This is a genomic window from Arsenophonus apicola, assembly GCF_020268605.1.
Classification (GTDB): Bacteria; Pseudomonadota; Gammaproteobacteria; order Enterobacterales; family Enterobacteriaceae; genus Arsenophonus; species Arsenophonus apicola.
In genome coordinates, this window is the sequence record NZ_CP084223.1 from 20,908 (window position 1) to 44,219 (window position 23,312).

Annotated in this window: 30 protein-coding genes and 3 pseudogenes; 7 read left to right on the forward strand and 26 right to left on the reverse strand. The window is 43.4% G+C overall.

Features of this window, described 5'->3' with window-relative positions; translation table 11 throughout:
* Window positions 1-40 precede the first annotated feature (40 nt).
* From LDL57_RS15670 to LDL57_RS15685, 4 genes and pseudogenes are all read left to right on the forward strand, one after another.
* Window positions 41-682, forward strand: coding sequence for a recombinase family protein (locus LDL57_RS15670; protein WP_225507701.1), 642 nt, complete (start codon window positions 41-43; stop codon window positions 680-682).
* Window positions 683-1,192: 510 nt separating this feature from the next.
* Window positions 1,193-2,234, forward strand: a pseudogene (istA, locus tag LDL57_RS15675) (IS21 family transposase).
* Window positions 2,221-2,981 (forward strand): annotated as a pseudogene (istB, locus tag LDL57_RS15680) (IS21-like element helper ATPase IstB). The pseudogenes istA (LDL57_RS15675) and istB (LDL57_RS15680) overlap by 14 nt, the downstream one beginning before the upstream one ends.
* A 304-nt stretch (window positions 2,982-3,285) precedes the next feature.
* Entirely contained in the window at window positions 3,286-3,486 is a 201-nt protein-coding gene (locus LDL57_RS15685; RefSeq protein WP_225507703.1) for a hypothetical protein, read from the forward strand.
* A gap of 92 nt (window positions 3,487-3,578) precedes the next feature.
* Here the strand turns inward: LDL57_RS15685 and LDL57_RS15690 are convergent, their stop codons facing one another.
* The 12 genes and pseudogenes from LDL57_RS15690 to LDL57_RS15740 all read right to left on the reverse strand — a co-directional run bounded on the left by LDL57_RS15690 (window position 3,579) and on the right by LDL57_RS15740 (window position 9,732).
* Complete coding sequence (locus tag LDL57_RS15690; RefSeq protein WP_225507705.1) at window positions 3,579-3,872, reverse strand: hypothetical protein; 294 nt, start codon at window positions 3,870-3,872, stop codon at window positions 3,579-3,581.
* A 124-nt stretch (window positions 3,873-3,996) separates the two neighbouring features.
* The gene (locus LDL57_RS15695) at window positions 3,997-4,263 is read right to left on the reverse strand and encodes a colicin E3-like toxin immunity protein (RefSeq protein WP_225507707.1); all 267 of its coding nucleotides are present in this window, start codon (window positions 4,261-4,263) and stop codon (window positions 3,997-3,999) included.
* Window positions 4,264-4,272: 9 nt separating this feature from the next.
* Window positions 4,273-4,722 carry a colicin E3/pyocin S6 family cytotoxin gene (locus tag LDL57_RS15700; RefSeq protein ID WP_225507709.1) on the reverse strand — a complete coding sequence of 150 codons (450 nt, stop codon included), beginning with the start codon at window positions 4,720-4,722 and terminating at the stop codon, window positions 4,273-4,275.
* Window positions 4,716-6,836 carry an S-type pyocin domain-containing protein gene (locus LDL57_RS15705; RefSeq protein WP_225507710.1) on the reverse strand — a complete coding sequence of 707 codons (2,121 nt, stop codon included), beginning with the start codon at window positions 6,834-6,836 and terminating at the stop codon, window positions 4,716-4,718. The genes LDL57_RS15700 and LDL57_RS15705 overlap by 7 nt, the downstream gene beginning before the upstream one ends.
* A 57-nt stretch (window positions 6,837-6,893) precedes the next feature.
* On the reverse strand, window positions 6,894-7,055 hold the full coding sequence (locus LDL57_RS15710) for a hypothetical protein (RefSeq protein WP_225507712.1): 162 nt from the start codon (window positions 7,053-7,055) through the stop codon (window positions 6,894-6,896).
* Between the two features lie 225 nt (window positions 7,056-7,280).
* A complete protein-coding gene (locus tag LDL57_RS15715; RefSeq protein ID WP_225507714.1) occupies window positions 7,281-7,514 on the reverse strand; it encodes a hypothetical protein in 234 nt (77 codons plus the stop codon).
* Between the two features lie 128 nt (window positions 7,515-7,642).
* Window positions 7,643-7,825, reverse strand: coding sequence for a hypothetical protein (locus LDL57_RS15720; RefSeq protein WP_225507716.1), 183 nt, complete (start codon window positions 7,823-7,825; stop codon window positions 7,643-7,645).
* A 115-nt stretch (window positions 7,826-7,940) separates the two neighbouring features.
* Window positions 7,941-8,216, reverse strand: coding sequence for a colicin E3-like toxin immunity protein (locus LDL57_RS15725; protein WP_225507718.1), 276 nt, complete (start codon window positions 8,214-8,216; stop codon window positions 7,941-7,943).
* Between the two features lie 9 nt (window positions 8,217-8,225).
* Window positions 8,226-8,537 carry a colicin E3/pyocin S6 family cytotoxin gene (locus tag LDL57_RS17830; protein ID WP_255653928.1) on the reverse strand — a complete coding sequence of 104 codons (312 nt, stop codon included), beginning with the start codon at window positions 8,535-8,537 and terminating at the stop codon, window positions 8,226-8,228.
* Between the two features lie 9 nt (window positions 8,538-8,546).
* Window positions 8,547-8,816, reverse strand: a pseudogene (locus tag LDL57_RS17835) (S-type pyocin domain-containing protein); the annotation flags it as partial.
* A 65-nt stretch (window positions 8,817-8,881) separates the two neighbouring features.
* Window positions 8,882-9,145: an immunity protein gene (locus tag LDL57_RS15735; RefSeq protein ID WP_225507720.1), complete on the reverse strand. Its 264-nt coding sequence runs from the start codon at window positions 9,143-9,145 to the stop codon at window positions 8,882-8,884.
* Window positions 9,145-9,732: an S-type pyocin domain-containing protein gene (locus LDL57_RS15740; RefSeq protein WP_225507722.1), complete on the reverse strand. Its 588-nt coding sequence runs from the start codon at window positions 9,730-9,732 to the stop codon at window positions 9,145-9,147. Before LDL57_RS15740 ends, LDL57_RS15735 begins: the two co-directional genes overlap by 1 nt.
* Window positions 9,733-9,786: 54 nt before the next feature.
* Here LDL57_RS15740 and LDL57_RS15745 point away from each other — a divergent pair, with 54 nt between their 5' ends.
* Complete coding sequence (locus tag LDL57_RS15745; protein WP_225507724.1) at window positions 9,787-9,933, forward strand: hypothetical protein; 147 nt, start codon at window positions 9,787-9,789, stop codon at window positions 9,931-9,933.
* 220 nt (window positions 9,934-10,153) lie between these two features.
* Here the strand turns inward: LDL57_RS15745 and LDL57_RS15750 are convergent, their stop codons facing one another.
* From LDL57_RS15750 to LDL57_RS15790, 9 genes are all read right to left on the reverse strand, one after another.
* Window positions 10,154-10,669 (reverse strand): hypothetical protein, encoded by a 516-nt coding sequence (locus LDL57_RS15750; RefSeq protein ID WP_225507726.1) that lies wholly within the window; start codon window positions 10,667-10,669, stop codon window positions 10,154-10,156.
* Window positions 10,670-10,689: 20 nt separating this feature from the next.
* Window positions 10,690-11,838 carry a hypothetical protein gene (locus tag LDL57_RS15755; protein ID WP_225507727.1) on the reverse strand — a complete coding sequence of 383 codons (1,149 nt, stop codon included), beginning with the start codon at window positions 11,836-11,838 and terminating at the stop codon, window positions 10,690-10,692.
* A gap of 57 nt (window positions 11,839-11,895) precedes the next feature.
* The gene (locus LDL57_RS15760) at window positions 11,896-12,411 is read right to left on the reverse strand and encodes a prepilin peptidase (protein WP_225507729.1); all 516 of its coding nucleotides are present in this window, start codon (window positions 12,409-12,411) and stop codon (window positions 11,896-11,898) included.
* Window positions 12,412-12,826: 415 nt separating this feature from the next.
* The gene (locus LDL57_RS15765) at window positions 12,827-13,264 is read right to left on the reverse strand and encodes a lytic transglycosylase domain-containing protein (protein ID WP_225507748.1); all 438 of its coding nucleotides are present in this window, start codon (window positions 13,262-13,264) and stop codon (window positions 12,827-12,829) included.
* Between the two features lie 141 nt (window positions 13,265-13,405).
* A complete protein-coding gene (gene istB / locus LDL57_RS15770; protein ID WP_180559740.1) occupies window positions 13,406-14,167 on the reverse strand; it encodes an IS21-like element helper ATPase IstB in 762 nt (253 codons plus the stop codon).
* A complete protein-coding gene (gene istA / locus LDL57_RS15775) occupies window positions 14,154-15,194 on the reverse strand; it encodes an IS21 family transposase (protein ID WP_180559741.1) in 1,041 nt (346 codons plus the stop codon). Before istA (LDL57_RS15775) ends, istB (LDL57_RS15770) begins: the two co-directional genes overlap by 14 nt.
* Window positions 15,195-15,307: 113 nt before the next feature.
* Window positions 15,308-15,886 (reverse strand): type 4 pilus major pilin, encoded by a 579-nt coding sequence (locus tag LDL57_RS15780; RefSeq protein ID WP_225507731.1) that lies wholly within the window; start codon window positions 15,884-15,886, stop codon window positions 15,308-15,310.
* 35 nt (window positions 15,887-15,921) lie between these two features.
* Window positions 15,922-16,374: a type II secretion system F family protein gene (locus tag LDL57_RS15785; RefSeq protein ID WP_225507733.1), complete on the reverse strand. Its 453-nt coding sequence runs from the start codon at window positions 16,372-16,374 to the stop codon at window positions 15,922-15,924.
* Between the two features lie 7 nt (window positions 16,375-16,381).
* A complete protein-coding gene (locus LDL57_RS15790) occupies window positions 16,382-17,017 on the reverse strand; it encodes a type II secretion system F family protein (protein WP_225507735.1) in 636 nt (211 codons plus the stop codon).
* 82 nt (window positions 17,018-17,099) lie between these two features.
* Between LDL57_RS15790 and LDL57_RS15795 the strand changes: the two genes are divergently transcribed.
* Together LDL57_RS15795 and LDL57_RS15800 are read left to right on the forward strand one after the other, a co-directional pair.
* Window positions 17,100-17,351 carry a type II toxin-antitoxin system Phd/YefM family antitoxin gene (locus LDL57_RS15795; protein ID WP_026824096.1) on the forward strand — a complete coding sequence of 84 codons (252 nt, stop codon included), beginning with the start codon at window positions 17,100-17,102 and terminating at the stop codon, window positions 17,349-17,351.
* Window positions 17,348-17,635 carry a type II toxin-antitoxin system RelE family toxin gene (locus tag LDL57_RS15800; protein ID WP_180559005.1) on the forward strand — a complete coding sequence of 96 codons (288 nt, stop codon included), beginning with the start codon at window positions 17,348-17,350 and terminating at the stop codon, window positions 17,633-17,635. Before LDL57_RS15795 ends, LDL57_RS15800 begins: the two co-directional genes overlap by 4 nt.
* Window positions 17,636-17,646: 11 nt before the next feature.
* Here LDL57_RS15800 and LDL57_RS15805 read toward each other — a convergent pair whose 3' ends face one another.
* From LDL57_RS15805 to LDL57_RS15825, 5 genes are all read right to left on the reverse strand, one after another.
* A complete protein-coding gene (locus LDL57_RS15805; protein WP_180559006.1) occupies window positions 17,647-19,155 on the reverse strand; it encodes a GspE/PulE family protein in 1,509 nt (502 codons plus the stop codon).
* A 14-nt stretch (window positions 19,156-19,169) separates the two neighbouring features.
* Complete coding sequence (gene pilP, locus LDL57_RS15810; protein ID WP_180559007.1) at window positions 19,170-19,643, reverse strand: type IV pilus biogenesis protein PilP; 474 nt, start codon at window positions 19,641-19,643, stop codon at window positions 19,170-19,172.
* Window positions 19,630-20,898, reverse strand: a complete 1,269-nt coding sequence (pilO2, locus tag LDL57_RS15815) for a type 4b pilus protein PilO2 (RefSeq protein ID WP_225507737.1) — start codon at window positions 20,896-20,898, stop codon at window positions 19,630-19,632. The genes pilP and pilO2 overlap by 14 nt, the downstream gene beginning before the upstream one ends.
* Window positions 20,899-20,906: 8 nt before the next feature.
* A complete protein-coding gene (gene pilN / locus LDL57_RS15820) occupies window positions 20,907-22,529 on the reverse strand; it encodes a PilN family type IVB pilus formation outer membrane protein (protein ID WP_225507738.1) in 1,623 nt (540 codons plus the stop codon).
* Window positions 22,530-22,837: 308 nt separating this feature from the next.
* Window positions 22,838-23,230: a hypothetical protein gene (locus LDL57_RS15825; RefSeq protein WP_225507740.1), complete on the reverse strand. Its 393-nt coding sequence runs from the start codon at window positions 23,228-23,230 to the stop codon at window positions 22,838-22,840.
* Between the last annotated feature and the right edge of the window lie 82 nt (window positions 23,231-23,312).

Below are 23,312 nucleotides of genomic sequence, written 5' to 3' on the forward strand. Positions count from 1 at the left end.
AATAAATGGAATAATCTAAATGCGATAATGTGGTAAAAAAATGTTTATCAGAGCTTATTTGAGGGCATCGACGGAAGATCAGTTCGCCGATCGGGCAAAAGAGATGTTGGAGCAGTTCGTCCAGGAACGGGGACATAAAATCGCCAGCTACTACCGGGAGAATATCAGCGGCACAAAACTTGACCGCCCGGAGCTGGGACGTTTACTGATGGACAGTCACCACAATGATATCTTGCTGGTCGAACAGATAGACCGTCTGACCCGTCTGAGCAACAGCGACTGGATGACGCTGAAAAAGCAGATAGAACAACACGAGCTGCGGATTGTTAGTCTTGATGTGCCCACATCATGGCAGTCGCTGTCAGATAAAGATCCTTCGCAGGCGGATCCGATCACCCACGCAGTAATAACCGCTATCAATAACATGCTAATCGACCTGATGGCTGCAATGTCACATAAGGACTGGCTGAGTCGCTTCCAGCGACAAAAACAGGGAATTGAACGGGCACATACGTTGGGTAGATACCGGGGAAAGCAGGCAGATCGGGAACGGCATCAGAAAGTGATGTACTACCGGCAGGTAAAAAAACTCAGCATCCGCGAAACGGCAGACGCGACAGGCTACAGTACTTCCCAGGTTTGTCGCATTCAGGCATTCTATAAAGGCGTTGAGTCTGATTAAAAAGTAGCCTTAACGTACAATAATTTTCGATATCCAAATTGACCCCAAAAAGACACGTTTTCTCATCGGAAAAATACAATTTTTGAATATAACATTTTGTTAACAATTAACCGTTATTCAAGTTCACGCGATTTTGGGGCCAAAAGGGTTATTTTTTTACTATTCTCAAACCGTCCCTAAAATGGATAAAATCTTTAAAGAGTGGCTTTGTGTTTTTATAAGGTATGCCTAAGATTATTTATAATGACGCAAATAAATCGGATGAATAAAATGAAAAGTATAATCTTCTTACTGACCCTGACTCTTACATCATTTGTAGGCGCTGATAATTCATGCCCACAAGGTTTTGTTTACGACCAAGATAAACAACTATGTATCGACCCTAAAGATCCGAACGTTACAGCGAGAATTCCTATACAATGTGTCACCGATCATGCAAAACTGATCCACTAACGATCATCTAAAACTGATCCACTTGGTATTATTCGCACATTTTTGTACGGGTAATTTATGTTAACCAAGGAGATATTTGTGGATATTCATGTTCGCTTTGCTCAAGGACAAAGCCTTCGAAAAATTGCCAGTGAATTGGGCATTTCGCGTAACACCGTAAAACATCATTTACAACAACAGACAATGCCAACTTACGCTAAAAGAAGTCAACCACCGACTAAATTAGCACCGTTTAAAACTTACTTGCTTCAGCGAATTGAACTGGCTAAACCTGATTGGATCCCTGCAACAGTCTTATTTGATGAGATAGTTGAAAGCGGCTATCAAGGTGGTATTGCTCAATTACGCCGATTTGTTTGTCAATTTAAACCAAACATTATTCCTGAAGCTGTCGTCCGTTTTGAAACACAGCCAGGTCAACAAATGCAAATAGACTTCACCAGCATACGGCGAGGTAAAAAATCTCTGAAAGCGTTTGTTGCAACGCTAGGCTATTCGCGTGCGAGTTATGTAAAGTTCTTTGATAATGAACGAGCAGAATCGTGGCAACAAGGTTTACGAGAAGCTTTCGACTACTTTGGTGGTGTACCACAGGAAGTATTGTGTGATAACGCAAAATCCCTCATCATCGAACGGGATGCTTATGCAGAAGGTGAACATAAATTACATGTTGAAATGCTTCAAATGTCGAAAGATTACGGCTTTAAATTGAAGGCTTGCAAACCCTACAGGGCAAAAAACGAAAGGGAAAGTAGAGCGCTTTAACCACTATTTAAAAAACAGCTTTATCGTGCCATTAAATACCAACCTTCGTGCTCATAATCTTGAACTGGATATTGAGATAGCTAATGCAAAAGTAGGTCCATGGTTACAACGCGTTGCCCATCAGCGGATTCATGGAACAACGTTAGAGAAGCCAGCAGACAGACTAGCTAAGGAGGTTAAGTATCTTCTACCCTTACCAGCAAGGGTTTGCCAATCTATCCCGCAGACTAATACGCTTAATATCCGTATCGTACCGCCCCTTGAATCTGTCAGTTTGCAGCACTCAATCAGCGTATACGAAGCATTGCTGGGAGGTGAACATGTTATTGCATGAACAAATTGAACACCTGTGTGAGTCATTGAAATTAAATTCTATTCCGACTCATTGGTCATCACTTGCCGAACAATGCATTGCCCAAGACAAAAGCTACGGAGAGTTTTACTGTCCCTATTAAAATGTGAGCAACAACAACGAGATGAACGAACTCGTAATCTTTTGAGTCGGATGGCAGGATTCCCAGCACATAAAGAACTTAATACGTTCGATTTTAAGTTTGCAACGGGGATCCCCAAACAACACATACAGGAATTAAGCGCATTAACTTTTATTGAACGTAATGAAAATATCGTGTTGCTTGGCCCAAGCGGTGTAGGCAAAACCCATTTAGCTATTGGGTTAGGATTAAAAGCAGTACAGGCCAAGAAGAAAACCCGTTTTACCACGGCAGCTGAACTGATGTTGCAACTCTCAACTGCCAAACGACAAAATAAGCTCAAACAATATCTATCACGTTCGGTGACGGCACCAAAATTGTTGATTATCGATGAGATTGGATACCTGCCGTTTGGGCGAGAAGAAGCAAACCTGTTTTTCAATGTGATTGCCAAGCGTTATGAGCATGGCAGTGTCATATTGACGAGTAACCTATCATTTGGGCAATGGCCAAGTGCTTTTGCTGATGACGCAACATTAACTGCCGCTATGCTTGATCGTTTACTTCATCATTCGCATGTACTGCAATTAAGCGGTGAAAGCTACCGATTGAAAGATAAGCGGCGCTCAGGAGCAATAACTGAGTAAAACAGTGGATCAATTTTGATTGATCGGATTTAGCTAAAAAGTGGATCAGTTTTCGGTGATCGTTGACACAATGCAAAGAGTTGATGTATAAAGATATCTGTTATTATCCTTGAAGCCCTCTAGAAACCTCCTCCTTTAGTGCAAGGAGGAGTCAGAGTACAAATATATCAATGCCGCCACTGAACACAAAAAGGGGCAAGGGCAAATGGCGGAAATCGCCATCGGGGTTATAATCCCAATCATATTCGTAAAGGCCAGATAAGATTAGCGCATTGTAATAAATAATCATTATGGAGAACTAATTATGAAATTATTATTTAAGGCTTTAACTATTTTAATATTTTGTTGGGGTAGTTCTTTCTCATTTGCAACGGAAGAACCATTTGAAAGCACGATTAAAATACTTTGTGGGATTGATGAAAAAGGTAAAGATATTTGTTTAGATCAAAATGGGAATTTTGTCCCGGTTCCAGAATCAAAACCTAAGTTTGAGGACTCCATTTAGGAATCGTAATCTATTGTTAGCTATAACAATCTGTTAATCTGATACTTAAATTTTGTAAAGATAAAGTGTCAGATTAACCTTCTGTTTTTGTTTTATATCCGAATGGGTACTCGAGTTAATACTTTAACAAAAGCGATAGCGTAAACAGTGCAATAATGCAATGGTACAAAAATAAAGCCTATAACAATTAACGCAACCCCTATTGATAACAATAAAGCCACCGTACTATCTGGTGAAGTAACATTCATGAATCCTTTAGCTAAACCCACTAAAAACGCTTTTTCCTGGAGTCTGGCATAAAGCCACGAGGCGCCAATTAATATTGACCCTATCCAAAAAGAAAGCCAACAAATAGCCGAGGTAAACGGCATTGTAATATAACGCATCAAATAAATACTCCCTTAATACAACTTGAAGCCGCTGTCCTGATTTATCAGCGGTTCACACTTTCTAGATAAGGCAAGATATTAAATCTTTTTGCATTATTATTAAACAATAAAACTACGTTTGTTAATTATTATCTGGCCAGTCATCAGCGTAATCGAAAGAAACAAAATAGTCATAATAGTCGTATTTTATTTTATGTTTGAAATATGGCTGAAGAATATCAACCCATTCTGGTTTGATACGAAATTCGCCATTATTTACTGTGCCTTTGATTGGTAGCCCTAATAGTTCAATAACAGCTCCATCTTCTCCTAAATCAGTTGAGTATTCTTTCCCTATAATATTATCGCCAATTTTTTCAAACCATGATAAACGTAACTTTAATCCCATAATATCACCTTATAGATATTTCTTGATGTTTCGCCCAGGTACAGGGGGTTTTGTTTGTATTCCGGTTTTGTAATCAAAACTACCAATATGCTGCCCATCACTGGCTCTGTAACCTTCTAGCTCACCGTGTTGATAGTCCCATTCATATATTCTTCGGCCCTTTGAGTCCATCCAACGTCGCCTTTCTCCTGAACCGCCTTGCCTTGGAGTTTTAGGTTTTTCATCATTAAGCCCAGAAAAACCTGTAATTTCATCTGTACTAGGCGGTTTATGGTAATCGTGTCCTGCGGACTTGACACCCTCTCTTATTTTACTAAACATCACATAAAGGGGTTGATAACCGTTTTCAAGGGGAGGCACGGTGACCGGTGTTTCGACATCAGGCGGAATGAGATTAGGATAAACCCTGACAATGGGGGTTTTGACAGGTTGGTTGTTACCGGTGTTAAGTATTACCACCTGTTGTTTTCAGGGTGCAGTAATGGTCCCAGTCCTTGAGTACCTGGGGCGTTAATGGGGCTGATTAATATTGTTCTTCCCTGGTTGCCCTGTTCATCAGGTAAGGTAATACCATACAGTCCGGTGGCGGGGTTAATAACGCTTTCTACTACCCAGACCCGCGCCTCCTTGCCACCCTTGCCTATTTCTGTTTCCCAATGACCCGGCTTATAGGTTTCCAGGCTGCCGTTAAGGGAGTTCCACTCATAAATCGTATCCCCTGTGGTATTTGTCCAGCGGGGTTTTTGACTCACGCCATCATCAAGTGGGGTTTTAGCAGGGCTTGCCTGTAAACCTAAATAATCGGTCAGTAATTGTGTGGCCGGCGGCGGATAATACGGGTTATTGGGGGACTTTATGCCTTGATTCGTGGTTAAAAGTTGGTTTAATTCATTTTTAAGTTTAGCTTCAGCAGCCCTTATGCGTGCTTGCGCCTGCTGTCTGGAGGATGCGAACGTTTGCAGTCTTGTTGTCTGTTGGCTTATTTTTTTATTAGTATCCAATAAACGTCGTCCGAGATTTTCATAAGCATCTTTGGTAATAACAATCCCCGGCACGTTGTTAAATGAAGCTTTACTGTTTTCTCTTTTCATTACCTCAGTGGAGTAGGCGCTTATTCCTTTTCCAAGCAAAATATCAACGAGAGATTTATCTTTAATGGCAATTATTCGCTGTGTCTTTGAAAGCTGTTGGGATGATTGTTGATAGGTTAATGGGTATTTTGCGGGATTAGATAACGTCCTACCTTCTGGTGTTGCTTTAAGTTTGTTTAGCGCCGCAAGTTCAGTTTGATATTGTCTGTTAAGGGTCGCGAGCGACTGATTGGCAATTGCTAATCCTTTTTGCGCCTGCTCGATAGTGTTTTGACTGCGCGCGCCATACATAACATACACCGGCTCCATGTTTGCTGCTTCTGGATAAACTAAAATAGCATCCTGAAAAGGGATGGCGCCTGATGCAGAAATTTGGGTGGCGTCTGAAAACGGTGAGCGAACAGAAACGGGCGTGCGAGGTAAGGAAGATACTAAAGGTGGCTGCCCCTCCAATGAAGATGTTATTGAGGGCGCGGTCACAACCTGAATGCTTGCGGATTGGGCATTCGTCTTTGGCAGAGAATGAACATATAATCCGCTGGCAGCATCTTTTACCGCTGAGATGACTTTAACCGGGGTAGCATTCTGCGGTCTCACTGCCATCACCTCAACCTTATCATTGGACATAACAAGACGACCCCTTACCGGTAAGGCGATTTCACCGGTGGTGGTGGCCTGGTGAAGTTGTTGTTTATCGTTAAGGCCAATTGTTTTTGCAGGGATAGAAAGAGAGAGGAACTGGTCAAGGGTTTTGCCTTGTGCTAAATCACTGCCTTCTCCCGCTTTAGGTGGATAAAGAATAGAGGCCACCACAAATCCTCTTGATACCGCCATCGCGGCTGTGTCCGCTGCCGCACTTAATGGCGCAAGGTTAGCTGCTGCACTTGATAACAGACGAGAAGCCGATGCGTTAAGCGTATTTATCGCATTAGTAAATTGGTTGAGTAACGAAACGCCTGAAGGGTTGGCTAATACCAAACTGCCGGCACCAGCAGAAGACAAAACCGGTGCTATTTGAGCTGAGTTACCGATGATGGCTAATGAATTAGGCTTTTTAAGTAAAGTGCGGGCATGATTTTCTTCTTCATTTAACTTCCCCTTCATGAAAGCTTCTTGTTTTATAGCATAATCAAACGCGGGATTACCAAATGTTGGATATAAATTTTCCAGACTGGAAAAACCGCTTAACGGATTTAAGGGGGTTACCGGCGATGCCCTTACCACGATAACGTCATCCGCCCCCCGTTTTACTCTTTTTTTCTGATTATCGACTGTACTGAGTATTCTTTCTTTTTGCCGCTGCTGATGCAATAAATAATCAGGCTGAAACCCGGTATTCCCTCTGCTTTCTTCATCGGATTTTTCTGGGGCTACTTCATAAGATGAGGGGGTGTTAGCAGGATTATTCTCATCCTTTTCTGTTTTGTTTTTGTCTTCATTTAAATAGGATGGATAACTAATCGGCGTGTGGGTTATTTTCATTATTATTTAATCTGTTACTGCTTTGAGAAACATAATAAAAATCTTATAACACAAGTTTTACAGGAAGAACCAGTAATTTAAAGTAACATCTCTATTTAGCGCATAAAACGCGACCACTGAACACAAAAACGGAGCAAAGGGAAGGTAGCGAAAGTCGTCATCCTGCTGCCACCGTTTTGGATACCCTAATCTTCTTGCTAGCAAAACAAACCCCGCCAAAAAGACAGCACCTATAATGACCCAGAGCACAATAGGTAAAACAGCAAACAACTGCTGTTTAAAAATAGCCTTGGGGTAGGATATTTTCCCTTTTGCAGGCAGACCCAAGAAGAGCGTTGTTTAGCTACATGAAAGAGCATAGAATGCCTTAACGTAGTTCCCTGTACTTTACCGCAAACTATCCGCTCTTCATCTTAAGAAGAGGTGTATTTAGTTGGAATTGAGTTAGTGTGTATCCTTGTAAGGAACAGTAATTAATCCTTCACTTGTTTCATTTATACAATAAGCATTTTTGTTCGGATGGTTCCAACACACTCTTGTTTTTCCATTAATTTTATCTGTAAAAAAATCTATTTTTGAAGCGGGTATATATTTATCATTGTCATTATCAATAGCTAAGGAAGGAGAGCTGAATCCAGGCAATGCTAATATAATAAGTACTTTGAATAATGATTTCATAATTGATCCTTCGGAAATAAATAATAATCATTATCAGTATTTCATGCTTATCATTAACAACTCAACAATATAAATGTAAATACAATAAAATATCATAAATAGAGTTTTTTTTAATTTTTTATATGAGTTCATAACAATGAAACCACCGTACTATCTGGTGAAGTGACATTCAAGAATCCTTTAGATAAACCCACTAAAAAAGCTTTCTCCTGGAGTCTGGCATAAAGCCACGATGCGCCAATTAATATTGATCCTATCCAAAAAGAAAGCCAACAAATAGCCGAGGTAAACGGCATTGTATTATAACGCATAAAATAAATATTCCCTCAATTCAACTTGAAAACGTTGATCTGATTTATCAACGGATTTTCCTTTCGAGACAAGGCAAGATATTAAATCTTTCTGCATTATTATTAAACAATAAAACTACGTTTGTTTATTATTATCTGGCCATTCATCAGCGTAATCGAAAGAAATAAAATAATTATATTTTTTTATTTCAATAAGTTCAGTAAAATAGGGTTGTAGAAACCTAACCCATTGATTTTGAACATCAAACACTCCATTATTAATATTATCTTTTATTGTTAGACCTAGTAATTCAATAATAGAACCATTCTCCCCTAAATCTTCGGAGTATTTTTCACCAACGAACTCTTTTGTTGATTTATCAAACCATGATAAATTTAATTTTAATCCCATGATATCACCTTATAGATATTTCTTAATGTTTCGTCCTGGCACCGAGGGTTTTGTTTGCATTCCAGTTTTGTAATCAAAACTACCAATATGTTGCCCATCACTAGCTCTGTAACCTTCTAGCTCACCATGCTGTGAATCCCATTCATATATTCTTCGGCCTTTAGAGTCTATCCAACGATTTCTTTTACCACTCCCACCTTGTTTAGGTGTTTGTGGTTGTTGTCTTTTAAGATCAGAAAACCCTGTAATTTCATCTGTACTAGGCGGTTTATGGTAATCGTGTCCTGCGGCTTTGACACCCTCTCTTATTTTACTAAACATCACATAAAGGGGTTGATAACCGTTTTCAAGGGGAGGCACGGTGACCGGTGTTTCGACATCAGGCGGAATGAGATTAGGATAAACCCTGACAATGGGGGTTTTGACAGGTTGGTTGTTACCGGTGTTAAGTATTACCACCTGTTGTTTTTCAGGGTGCAGTAATGGTCCCAGTCCTTGAGTACCTGGGGCGTTAATGGGGCTGATTAATATTGTTCTTCCCTGGTTGCCCTGTTCATCAGGTAAGGTAATACCATACAGTCCGGTGGCAGGGTTAATAACGCTTTCTACTACCCAGGCTCGCGCCCCTTGCCGCCTTTACCTGTTTCTGTCTCCCAGTGATTGGGTTATTTTATACCGTATTTTTTTTCAGTAACAAACTTTGGCTCTTTCCAATTAGGGCCTTTTTCGGCGAGATACTTTTCACCTTCTACTAATTTTTTTTCGCGTATTAATCGTAAATATGTCCTTAATAAGATGCCATTTGAAATAACATCAAACTTATAATTAGTATACATCCTATCAATAGTTGGATATGGTGTGCGTAGGGCAAAATATAATAGCACATCTTCAACGCTTTCATTTTTGTAAATACTTTCAATATCTAACATCACTTATACTCCTCAGCTTCACGAGACGCCTCGATAGCGTCTGGGGTATACAATGGTTGCATTTTCTCATTAATTCTATAGTCTTCTAGCGTTGCTGTATGGGTGTTATTCCAAACCTCAAATTTATTTTGGGGGATCTCTCCATCCTTAATTCCAAGATTCCTGTAGCGCTCCAATTCTCTAATTTCATGAGTATAGAATCGTTTATCGATATCAGTCGCCTGCATTTTCCCTTGTGAAATTTTTTCTAATCTATCTATCATTACTCTATTTTCAGGGGCATCACCAAAGCGACTAGTGTGCAGCTTAACCTTATTTATGCCAGCCTGGTCAATAATTGCAGTACGCCAGTCCAAATTAAGAATAGGCCCTCCCGCTCTATCTGTGTGGAAGTATCGACCACTATATTTTCCTTTGGCGTTAGTTTCTCCATAATGATTATTAAACATCACATAAAGGGGTTGATAACCGTTTTCAAGGGGAGGCACGGTGACCGGTGTTTCGACATCAGGCGGAATGAGATTAGGATAAACCCTGACAATGGGGGTTTTGACAGGTTGGTTGTTACCGGTGTTAAGTATTACCACCTGTTGTTTTCAGGGTGCAGTAATGGTCCCAGTCCTTGAGTACCTGGGGCGTTAATGGGGCTGATTAATATTGTTCTTCCCTGGTTGCCCTGTTCATCAGGTAAGGTAATACCATACAGTCCGGTGGCGGGGTTAATAACGCTTTCTACTACCCAGACCCGCGCCTCCTTGCCACCCTTGCCTATTTCTGTTTCCCAATGACCCGGCTTATAGGTTTCCAGGCTGCCGTTAAGGGAGTTCCACTCATAAATCGTATCCCTGTGGTATTTGTCCAGCGGGGTTTTGACTCACGCCATCATCAAGTGGGGTTTTAGCAGGGCTTGCCTGTAAACCTAAATAATCGGTCAGTAATTGTGTGGCCGGCGGCGGATAATACGGGTTATTGGGGACTTTATGCCTTGATTCGCGGTTAAAAGTTGGTTTAACTCATTTTAAGTTTAGCTTCAGCAGCCGTTATACGTGCTTGCGCCTGCTGTCTGGAGGTTGTGAACGTTTGCAGTCTTGTTGTCTGTTGGCTTATTTTTTTATTAGTATCCAATAAACGTCGTCCGAGATTTTCATAAGCATCTTTGGTAATAACAATCGCCGGCACGTTGTTAAATGAAGCTTTACTGTTTTCTCTTTTCATTACCTCAGTGGAGTAGGCGCTTATTCCTTTTCCAAGCAAAATATCAACGAGAGATTTATCTTTAATGGCAATTATTCGCTGTGTCTTTGAAAGCTGTTGGGATGATTGTTGATAGGTTAATGGGTATTTTGCGGGATTAGATAACGTCCTACCTTCTGGTGTTGCTTTAAGTCGGTTTAGTGCTGCAAGTTCAGTTTGATATTGTCTGTTAATCGTATCTAGCGACTGATTGGCAATTGCTAACCCTTTTTGCGCCTGCTCGATGGTGTTTTGACTGCGCGCGCCATACATAACATACACCGGCTCCATGTTTGCTGCTTCTGGATAAACTAAAATAGCATCCTGAAAGGGATGGCGCCTGATGCAGAAATTTGGGTGGCGTCTGAAAACGGTGAGCGAACAGAAACGGGCGTCCGAGGTAAGGAAGATACTAAAGGTGGCTGCCCCTCCAGTGAAGATGTTATAGAGGGCGCGGTCACAACCTGAATGCTTGCGGATTGGGCATTCGTCTTTGGCAGAGAATGAACATATAATCCGCTGGCAGCATCTTTTACCGCTGAGATGACTTTAACCGGGGTAGCATTCTGCGGTCTCACTGCCATCACCTCAACCTTATCATTGGACATCACAAGACGACCCCTTACCGGTAAGGCGATTTCACCGGTGGTGGTGGCCTGGTGAAGTTGTTGTTTATCGTTAAGGCCAATTGTTTTGCAGGGATAGAAAGAGAGGAACTGGTCAAGGGTTTTGCCTTGTGCTAAATCACTGCCTTCTCCCGCTTTAGGTGGATAAAGAATAGAGGCTACCACAAACCCTCTTGATACCGCCATCGCGGCAGTGTCCGCTGCCGCACTTAATGGCGCAAGGTTAGCTGCTGCACTTGATAACAGACGAGAAGCCGATGCGTTAAGCGTATTTATCGCATTAGTAAATTGGTTGAGTAACGAAACGCCTGAAGGGTTGGTCAATACCAAACTGCCGGCACCAGCAGAAGACAAAACCGGTGCTATTTGAGCTGAGTTACCGATGATGGCTAATGAATTAGGCTTTTTAAGTAAAGTGCGGGCATGATTTTCTTCTTCATTTAACTTCCCCTTCATGAAAGCTTCTTGTTTTATAGCATAATCAAACGCGGGATTACCAAATGTTGGATATAAATTTTCCAGACTGGAAAAACCGCTTAACGGATTTAAGAGGGTTACCGGCGATGCCCTTACCACGATAACGTCATCCGCCCCCCGTTTTACTCTTTTTTTCTGATTATCGACTGTACTGAGTATTCTTTCTTTTTGCCGCTGCTGATGCAATAAATAATCAGGCTGAAACCCGGTATTCCCTCTGCTTTCTTCATCGGATTTTTCTGGGGCTACTTCATAAGATGAGGGGGTGTTAGCAGGATTATTCTCATCCTTTTCTGTTTTGTTTTTGTCTTCATTTAAATAGGATGGATAACTAATCGGCGTGTGGGTTATTTTCATTATTATTTAATCTGTTACTGCTTTGAGAAACATAATAAAAATCTTATAACACAAGTTTTACAGGAAGAACCAGTAATTTAAAGTAACATCGCTATTTAGCGCATAAAACGCGACCACTGAACACAAAAACGGAGCAAAGGGAAGGTAGCGAAAGTCGTCATCCTGCTGCCACCGTTTTGGATACCTTAATCTTCTAACCAGTAAAACAAACCCTGCCAAAAAGACGGCGCCTATAATGACCCAAAGGACAATAGTCAAGGAAAGCCACACCCCCAATCCCGCCATCAGGTAGATATCACCCAAGCCAAACTTTGCGTGGCCATCTTGACGAAAAGTAAGGGTTCGCAGTCCCCACAGCATACCAAAAACACTTAACGCCGACAGTAGGGCGAGTAATACAGTCTCTTGGTATAACAGAAAACGAAAGCTGATGCCGATTAACCCAAACGCCAGCGTGAAACAGCGAGGTAGACAACGACTCGCCGCATCCAGATAGAAAAATAAGGCCAAAAACGCGTAAAATATTAACGAAAACAGGGTATGCGTTATAGTGGGACAACCGAGTGCAGACATAAAAGACAGTAGCGTAAAAACACCCCCTATCACCGGAAGGAAATTACCGAGGGTTGAAAGGGGTTGCTCCTGATATTTGTCGAGAAAGTGTTTTGCGGTGACAACGGCGGCGCCCTGCAGGAAAATACTTAAAAGAAGGAGTGACATCACTGAAAATACCTTAGTAAATCAAAATTGATTAAACGAATTCACGCGGAGTTGACGCCTTGAAAAGGTTGACATTAGCAACTTATTTAAGTTTGTTCCTTTCAGGAAATGTTATTGCTTGTAATGACGGATTTACCTATGAGGAAGAAAAAAATATTTGTATTAGTAATACCCTTCCAAATATAACATATAAACCAACCGACCAATGGGTCTTCGAGAAAATAGGATTGGTGATTTGCAACTGAATTAATAGAAAAATACATAATTTTCAGTGCTGAACATACCTTTGGTAAATCAATTTGGCATAGCGTAGACGTTTGTGTTGGCTTCGTGGGTGAAAGCCGGCATTGTATGAGCCAAGACAGTTCCAGTTAACCCCACATCGTTGAAGATGTTGTGCCAGTATCCACGCGCCAATTTTCACGTTAAGACAAGGTTTGCTGAGCAAATCCTGATAGTCTGTGATGATGCCCAGCTTTTTAAGCTTTGGGATATGCACCGAATTCACCTGCATTAGCCCGTAATCCACGCTCAATACACGTCCCTGCTTGTCGCGATTGTGATTGACAGCTTTCGCAGACAGACTGCTTTCCTGCTGGGCAATCACCTTGAGCAGTTTTGGGTCAATTTGATATAACGCGCCTGCTTCATTAAAACAAAATGCCTGTGCCGTCCTGCTTAAACATATTGCAAGCCAAAAGGTCATCATTTTCACGATATCTACTCCCTGAATGCAGAAAAAGTAACCCCACCCCTTCTGCATTAAAAGGCGTTAAAAATGTCAACGATCACCGAAAACTGATCCACTTTTTAGCTAAATCCGATCAATCAAAATTGATCCACTGTTTTACTCAGTTATTGCTCCTGAGCGCCGCTTATCTTTCAATCGGTAGCTTTCACCGCTTAATTGCAGTACATGCGAATGATGAAGTAAACGATCAAGCATAGCGGCAGTTAATGTTGCGTCATCAGCAAAAGCACTTGGCCATTGCCCAAATGATAGGTTACTCGTCAATATGACACTGCCATGCTCATAACGCTTGGCAATCACATTGAAAAACAGGTTTGCTTCTTCTCGCCCAAACGGCAGGTATCCAATCTCATCGATAATCAACAATTTTGGTGCCGTCACCGAACGTGATAGATATTGTTTGAGCTTATTTTGTCGTTTGGCAGTTGAGAGTTGCAACATCAGTTCAGCTGCCGTGGTAAAACGGGTTTTCTTCTTGGCCTGTACTGCTTTTAATCCTAACCCAATAGCTAAATGGGTTTTGCCTACACCGCTTGGGCCAAGCAACACGATATTTTCATTACGTTCAATAAAAGTTAATGCGCTTAATTCCTGTATGTGTTGTTTGGGGATCCCCGTTGCAAACTTAAAATCGAACGTATTAAGTTCTTTATGTGCTGGGAATCCTGCCATCCGACTCAAAAGATTACGAGTTCGTTCATCTCGTTGTTGTTGCTCACATTTTAATAGGGACAGTAAAAACTCTCCGTAGCTTTTGTCTTGGGCAATGCATTGTTCGGCAAGTGATGACCAATGAGTCGGAATAGAATTTAATTTCAATGACTCACACAGGTGTTCAATTTGTTCATGCAATAACATGTTCACCTCCCAGCAATGCTTCGTATACGCTGATTGAGTGCTGCAAACTGACAGATTCAAGGGGCGGTACGATACGGATATTAAGCGTATTAGTCTGCGGGATAGATTGGCAAACCCTTGCTGGTAAGGGTAGAAGATACTTAACCTCCTTAGCTAGTCTGTCTGCTGGCTTCTCTAACGTTGTTCCATGAATCCGCTGATGGGCAACGCGTTGTAACCATGGACCTACTTTTGCATTAGCTATCTCAATATCCAGTTCAAGATTATGAGCACGAAGGTTGGTATTTAATGGCACGATAAAGCTGTTTTTTAAATAGTGGTTAAAGCGCTCTACTTTCCCTTTCGTTTTTGCCCTGTAGGGTTTGCAAGCCTTCAATTTAAAGCCGTAATCTTTCGACATTTGAAGCATTTCAACATGTAATTTATGTTCACCTTCTGCATAAGCATCCCGTTCGATGATGAGGGATTTTGCGTTATCACACAATACTTCCTGTGGTACACCACCAAAGTAGTCGAAAGCTTCTCGTAAACCTTGTTGCCACGATTCTGCTCGTTCATTATCAAAGAACTTTACATAACTCGCACGCGAATAGCCTAGCGTTGCAACAAACGCTTTCAGAGATTTTTTACCTCGCCGTATGCTGGTGAAGTCTATTTGCATTTGTTGACCTGGCTGTGTTTCAAAACGGACGACAGCTTCAGGAATAATGTTTGGTTTAAATTGACAAACAAATCGGCGTAATTGAGCAATACCACCTTGATAGCCGCTTTCAACTATCTCATCAAATAAGACTGTTGCAGGGATCCAATCAGGTTTAGCCAGTTCAATTCGCTGAAGCAAGTAAGTTTTAAACGGTGCTAATTTAGTCGGTGGTTGACTTCTTTTAGCGTAAGTTGGCATTGTCTGTTGTTGTAAATGATGTTTTACGGTGTTACGCGAAATGCCCAATTCACTGGCAATTTTTCGAAGGCTTTGTCCTTGAGCAAAGCGAACATGAATATCCACAAATATCTCCTTGGTTAACATAAATTACCCGTACAAAAATGTGCGAATAATACCAAGTGGATCAGTTTTAGATGATCGTTAGTGGATCAGTTTTGCATGATCGGTGACAAAAAGTTTAAAAGAGGAAGATTGCGTTAATTATTCGATTTAAAAATGAGGGTATTGACGCCGTTTGAGCCATTATCGGGTTTGCACTGGGTGGCGGCTTTCTCTGCGGTCACCACGCCAACATTGTTGCTGCCAGAGATAGAGACCTCGTTTAACAGTGTGCTGCTACTGAGTTTTGTTGCCATCACGCTACACGCTTCTTGTGGCACATTCTTGTAGGTGATGGAGAATCCTTTATTGTTCTGTGAACCTTGCACCTTTTCAGGCGCAACAATCACCTCACCGCCCCAGCCGTTCGTCATTTTGGCATCCCCTTTTGATTTCTCCCCGTTTATCGTCATCCCAGAAGGGACGCCACCAAACTGAATCAATGTTCCTGTCATTTTAACCCCACTGGTAAAGGCATACTCCCCTTTGGTTTTTAACATCCCGCGCGTTTGGGTCGCTAATGACTGCACATTGGCAATTTCGTCATTCAACGTGCTTTTGTTAAACATCTTGGATACCGCGCCAACTGCAAGGACAATAATCACCGCGAGTACCGCCAGTCCACCTAAAATCTCCAACGTCACAAAGCCGCGATGAATATTTCTTTTATTGTTCATAATTACCTCAAAATAGTAAAATAGAATTGATATTGTTAATGCATCTGGTTAACCAGCGTGCTCAGGTCATTGCTGGCAAAAACCATCAGCGCCATAAACCCAAACACCATTAAAAAACAGAAGGCGGTGAGCAAAAGGGCGATTTTCTTCACTTGCGCTATCGTCTGAACAAGCCACCTTTTCGCATAATGCTCAAGGTTATCCTCAGCACCCACGCCTTCGGTCAGTAGCAGCATCTGGTTAACACAGTCACGAGAGGGGAAGTTATAGTCGGTGTTTTTTAATGCTAGTCCAAGGTGGTCACCTTGGCGCATTCGATTAATGGTTTCCTGAATGCGTCTTTCCAGCCAGGGACTTGCGGTTTCAGCGAGCATACTGACCGCTTGTATCACCGGAATATTCACCTTTAACAGCGCGGCGATGTTCAGCAAAAAGTAAACCCCATGAATTGCGCGGTAAATTGACCAGGGGGGAATGTTCTCGGCCACCTTCCGGTTAACCCAATTCCCCATTGACCAGACAACAAGCCATAGCACCGCAAGTCCCCCCCATAAGCAGCAGCCACTTAAAATCCACGACAAACTCAGAAAGCAGTGCTAAATAATTTAACGCACCTGTCCACTTTTCTCTGGGTACGAGACCGGCCAGCTTCGGGATGAACTTTTCACAGACCATGTTCATCATCAGCCCAATTAGCCCCAGCAAAAAAAGCGGATAGGTTAACGCGCCAAGCAAGGCGGTAACCATCCTTTTTTTCCCCGCGACTATCTCACCCGCACGCCGCAACGCCGCAGACAGGTTGCCCGATAACATGCCCGAGTTAATCAAGGTCGCCTCCGAAACAGGTAGCCAATCCAGTAACACCAGTTCAAATGCCCCCTGCCCCTCATCCAGCGCCGATAGGCAATCGGTCAACAGCACTGCAAAGGGATGATGCTTGCGACCAAAATCGGTGACCACGCTTCGCATATCAAGAAAGGCTTGCTGCAACGATTTGTTGTTATCCAGCAAAAACGCCAGCTGGTCATAAAAAGCGATACGGTCTTTGGCTGTGAAGGTTTTTTGGTAAATCCTGCGAAGCATCGTTTTGAGGTGAGGTTGGATGCCTGTAAAAGGTAAAGAAGAAAACATGCTGACCCCATAAAAAAGACTTGTTAATAAGTTTTTTAATGTTAAAATAAAACCTATAAATAGGTTTCTTAGTGAGGTTTTTATGCCAACAACCATTCTTAGTACAACAACGGCTAGCATTACTGAATTGAAAACAAACCCAATGGCAACAGTTAATTCAGGAGATGGGTATCCGGTTGCAATTTTGAATCGTAATCAACCTGCGTTTTACTGCATTCCTGCCGAGTTATATGAACAAATGTTAGAGTTTATTGATGACCAGGAATTAGCAAACCTGGTCAAAGAGCGTGCAGAGCAAACATTGCATGATGTCAATCTGGATCGTTATTTATGATCCATAAAGTTAAGTTCAGAACTGATGCACTTAAAGAATGGAACAGTCTTGATCGTTCCATTCAACAGCAATTCGCCAGGAAGTTGAAGAAATGCGCTGAGAATCCGCATATTCCAGCAGCCAGGCTGAAAGGAATGCAAAATTGCTATAAAATTAAACTCAGATCATCTGGCTTCAGACTTGTTTACCAAATCATCAAGGATGAGTTAATCATTGCAGTTGTTGCCGTTGGAAAACGTGAGCATAGTGAAGTTTATAAACTTGCTAGCAAACGACTGCGTTGACATCCTCCTCTTTATTCGGGCAGCAACGTATAACTATCTTCATCAATCGGACAGATAAAATGCGCCGCCAGTGGGTCAACTTCTCCCGCATGAATGTAGTGCAACAGGTGCTGATTGCGGGTGATACCGCCTAATGTTCGATGCCAGTAGGTTTTTGCAGCCAGCTTTCCCTTTGTCCGATACAGCTCAAAAAATTGCGCATCCGGGGATAATACTTCCGCTACCACAATGCGCCCGACAATCCCGGATTGACAATACTCGCATCCTTCATATTTTCGCATAAACACCTTTTCAGGCTGGCATTGGTGTTCAATCAGCAAGCGATCGTCCTCCTCAAGCTGCCCGGCTACCTGCTGATAGGGCACTTTGCAGTGCGGACATAAGCGTTGTACCAGGCGTTGACTAATGAGTCCAACAAACAGTTGCGGGTCTGCAATCAGTCGGGCGGATACCCCTTCTATTTCCAGTCTTTCCAGGATACTTAACGCATCATTGGCGTGTAGGGTCGTCATCAATAGATGCCCTGTCATCGCTGCTTTTAATGCGGTGATGGCCGATTCCAAATCGCGGATTTCGCCGTTTAAGATGGCGTCTGGGTCGCAGCGCAGTGCGTAAGCCATCGAGAGCAGCCAAGCGCGCTTGATTTCTTCGGTATTTTTCTTGTCCGCAATAATCGGCGTCTGGATTGCGCCGTAGATACGCCCTTCGGGTGGGTCTTCAATGGTTAACAACCGTCTTGTCGGCAACTTGTTGACACAACGCCACATTGAAAGATACGTTGATGCCGCGGTGCGTAACGTCGTCGATTTTCCTGAGCCGGTTGGCCCCGATAAAATCATTACGCCTTCAGGGCGCCGCAAAATCCGTTTCAAAACCTTGACTTGCTCTGGCAGAAAGCCTAAGGTTTCAAAGTCCGGTACGTTGTCGCCGTCATCTTTAATCAAACGCATCACCACATACAGCCCACAGACCGAGGGCATATGCGCATAGCGGGCGCCAAATATCCCCAGTGGCTTTAAAAAGCGCTCGGCAATCCGGCCATCCTGATGAAGATTGGGGTAAAACTGCTTCTCGGTGACGTCACACATCGACAGAATAATAGTGGACGCCAGCGCCATCCCCTCTTCCTTGTTGATACAATCCAGCCGTTGTAATTCACCGTGGACTCTGGCCTCAACAAAACAGAATTCACTGCCATCTCGGCCAATGGTAAAATGCAGGTCAGAGGCGGATAGCGCGATTGCCTTTCGAAAGTAATTTAATACCCGTTGCTGATTAACGCTGTGACTAGTTACGTCACTTGGTAGCGTAATAGCAACTTGATTCATCTCGTCGAGGGAAACAATCGCCAGACGAATTAAACCCGGATACTGTTTTTCCAGTTGACCGACATAGCGTTGAACGTCAAAATTCCCGCCAAAGTTTTCTGCCACAAAAACATCAATCAGCCCGTCTTCTCCAGATTTCACCCGCACAAAACGGGCAATCTCTGCATCGGGCGGTGGAAGGGTACTTAACATAAGGGGTTACTCCTTTAATAAAATCCCAGCAGGCGTTTTTCGTTTCCATCCCCGACGATGACCGCGTGTGGGGTAATGGATTCAATCCAAAAAGACGTATCGAGAACCCGCTCACCGTGATGAAGTTCAGTGGTTTTTCCATTAGCAAAAATCAGTCTGGCGGTCAGTTGCTTGCCACTGCCGTATATTTCTTCTACTTTTGGCAACAGTGTGTTGGGGGAGGCCTTCACGCCTTCAATTGCGCGTGATTTCGATATTTGCACATTCACCCCACTGTCTTGAAGCTCCCGTTGTATTTTTGCCCGCGCGGCTTTCGCTTCTAGCAAAATGGTTTCTGCCTGCAGCTGCTCCAGATGCTTCACGGTGTATTCTTCGATATCGAACATCGGTAATTTTTGGGGTGAGGTGAGCGTAGAGGGTGTTTGCGCAAAGAGTGCACCACTTAACCCCCATATCGCAAAAAACTGCACATATTTAATCATTGGCATACAATGCTCCTTCAATTCGGTAAAGCAGACGCCCCTGACTGAGGCGGATGGTCAGAGACTGCAATCGCAATCCCACATCGTCGAGTGCGTCAAATAACAAAATGGGGGTGATAGGGGTTTCCAACGTAAAGGGAAAACGTTGCCACGATGAAGTCAGCGCTTCATTTGACGCTTCCGGCTCCTGAAGATTGAGATTAAGACGCATGCGTTGGGCAAAGGTCGTTAAGCGCTGGATTTGACTATCCCTATCCGGCAACGCCCGTGTATCTTTCACCATCTGAAATTTGACCGGTTGCGAAAAGCCCCCAATGTCCCCTTCCTGCGGTAAGTTAAAATACGGCTGGGATTTCGGAAAATGCTGTTTGACGCGCTCGGCAAAATCACCGACCGTAGTCCCTGGCACACGGGTGTAAGCAAAACGAATTGTTCCGTCCTGGCTACATTGGGCCTCAGTAAATCGCCAACCGGCCAGCGATAATGGCAGCGCTTGCCACTGCGCTCCACAGCGTTGGATGAACGCTTTTACCCGGGGCATTTCTTGCCAAGGGGTGGTTGAAGTTGATTGCGCTTGCTGTTGGGCAAGCAATGTCTTTCTGATTTCTGCCTGGTGCAAGGCTGCTTTTTGCGCCTGATAGCTGCGGAAGCCCCAATGTCCGGTGGCGAGTAAAATCAAAAGCGCCGTAATACCCAAAAAAACACCTCGGCGAGAGGTGGTTTTAAACCGCGCGCTAGCTGGGAACCCCCCTTTGCAAATGAATGCGTCCAAATCAAAAGGGGTGCTATTGGGGATTTGCCAGTCTTCTGGTGCAAAAATCTGCCAGCCTGTCTCTGGCTCACTATTAAGTTGCAGAAAGTTTTTCTGCATCTTTTCGATAGTATGCCTGTCGCCCACCACATCATTGGTCAAAACACCCTCAAGAAAACTGACAAAAAGGTAGTTTTTTTCCTCAATAGCTATGATGACAAAGCCGCTCGTTTTCAGTTTTTGCACAATCAACAATGACAGTGCAAATCCTTCTTTTACTGATTTTGGTAAGTGCAGTGGACGCCAGTTCATCATACCCAGCAACACTTTCAGGTTTTTTTCACGGTCACGGTAGCGATAACTGACAACATGCGTCGCACCCCGCCGGCGGGCTTGTGCTTTTGGCTTTTTAAAGGCGCGCAATGGGGCAGGGACCCAGTCAATACCTGCAACAAAAACGGTGTTCCCTCGCAAAATTGGCGTGATAGCGAATTGCGTTTTTTTCTGCATGGTCGACCTCACAGTAAAACCGGGGTGATTAACACCACTAACAACTTATCACGCTCATCGGCTGTTTTGCCGCCGCCTAAGCCAAAGAACCACGGTTGGCCAACACCTTGTTGGCTGCCTTTGCGGCCGGTTTGCTGAAAGCCGGACAAGATAAGCGTCTGCCCGGTTTTCATCTTCACGCGCTGATTAAAAGTTTTTAGCTGGGTATTTAAAAGTTCAACGGAACTCTCACCAGAGGTGAAGGTGCGCCTTGTCGGTGGCTCAGAAAGGTTGATTGCAAATTGCAGGAGCAAATGCTGATTGTCGCTCATGATATTCGGCAGCATGTTAATATTGAAGCCGGTGGTGATTGTGGCCGGTTGTATTGATGTCGCATTGCCCACATTGGCGGTCGATTGCGTTGTGACCTGTGCCACATAGTCTTCCTGCTCAGCCACCTGCATCGCCACGGGAGACAGGTTGGTGGTCGTTGAAGACTGTTGGGTCACGACACTCACTTTCGCCTGCTCTGACAACGCTTTGATAAAGGCTTTGGAGCCGGCAAGCTGACCATCAACCAGCGAAATACCGCCGGTCATGATATTTCCGGCTACTGAACCAAACGATTGGGTTAGGGTTAACCCAAGTTTGCCGGTATTAAAAACCGCTGCCCAATCAAGTCCTAGCTGGTCTTTTTGATGCTTTTCAACACTTAATACTTCCACATTCAAAATGACCTGCCTGTCGAGCGTTTGATTGCGCTCGGCAACAAACTGCTCAACGGTATCCAAAACGCGCGGGACATCGGTGACGGTCAGGTTGCCCGCAGAAAGAAACATCCGCCCTAGTCCGGGCGTGAGCATCGATTTCACTGCCCCTTGTAAATCCGCATAGAGCGACGATTTAATCAAGGTAGAGGTGGATTGTGAGGTATTTGTATCGCCGGCAATCGAATTGCCGCCCTGTCCACCACTATTACCGGATTTTGAGGTGGTGCCACTGACGACTTTCGACTGATATTCAGTCTGCGAGTCCATGAAGTTCAGAGTAAATGACCGCGTTTCCAACGCGTAGATAACAATCTTTCCTGAGTCATAGCGCCACGATACGCCCAGACGACTGACTATCGTATCCAAAAGACCGGCCAACGTCCCCTGCCAGTGAATCTCCTTCAAGGTGGCACCGCCGGTCATCGGTGGCGACGCTGCGGGTGAGCCTATTGCAGAAAGCGGGAGCATGCCATTAGCATCCGGCAGCGGAATATCCCCTTTGATTTGCTGGGTCTGGCCACCCCCAACGCCCCCGATTAATGTTAACGCATCGGGGGTGATAGAAACCGGAATACGACAAACGCGGGTGATGCGCTCAGAAACCTCATGCAAACTGATTGCGCCCTGACGATGAAGGGTGATATTGCAAGGCGGTGTCGTTCTTTTGGTCACCGCACGCACGTTAATAGGAGTAGTATCCACCCATTGCCGAGGTGTTTCGCGCATCACCGACTGTGGACTGGTCAGTTGCTTAATGTGCTGTTTTGCCTGCGCGCTGATATCATCACTGCGCTGGAGATTTTGATTAATGCGGTCAACACTGGCGCAGCCAGATAATGCCAGCGCCAAGAAAAATGGCGCAGCGGGAAAAATCGCTCGCATGGTATATCCTTTTGTTTTAACTTTTAAAGGCGTGAAAGATGAAATTGAAAGTATTGTTTGCTTACTGTCAGGAGTTAGGACGCATTGTGTCCATCTTAACCTCCAAAGGGTACTCCCACCGACATAAGGTGGGAGGGGAATTTGGAGGTTAAGATGGAAAGAGGAAGATTTAGCCACTATATTGATGAAGTGCTCAAAACACCTAATGTGAGATATTTCAAAATATTTTTGCTTAATCCTGAAATTTCGGAAAACCCCAAATTTAACGAGATCAATCTTAAGATATCCTCACTGAGACAATTAGCTATCTATTTTGAATTAAAAACTAAAAAATCCGATGAATCAGGTTCAGACACCAAGGAAGGTGCTAACTTAAACTGCTGAGCAAGTTTAGTGATAAATATAAGTACATCAGCAGCGTTCGGTAATGATACTTGCTTGTGATTCGCCTTAATGTCCTCGTCAGAAACTGGCGAGAAATTTAAATCATCTGAAAAAATTGTTACAAGTAATATTTTTTCGTCGCTGTAATGAATAATAACCTCAGTAATAGCCGTGCACCCACGGTAACATTTAACAAAAATTTTAGTGATTTTTGGCATTCGCTGTTTAACGCTTAGCAAGAAATTATCCCATTCCTGGCTTTGCTCAATTTCTTCGGTGAAGGTAATATCAAATAGGTCATCCGAAAAATATCCCATTCTTTTCTCCTAATCAAACGTCAATAGGGAAGATGAATCTGCATTGGTAGGGGTCAGCTTGGAAAACGGAAAATATCCTACG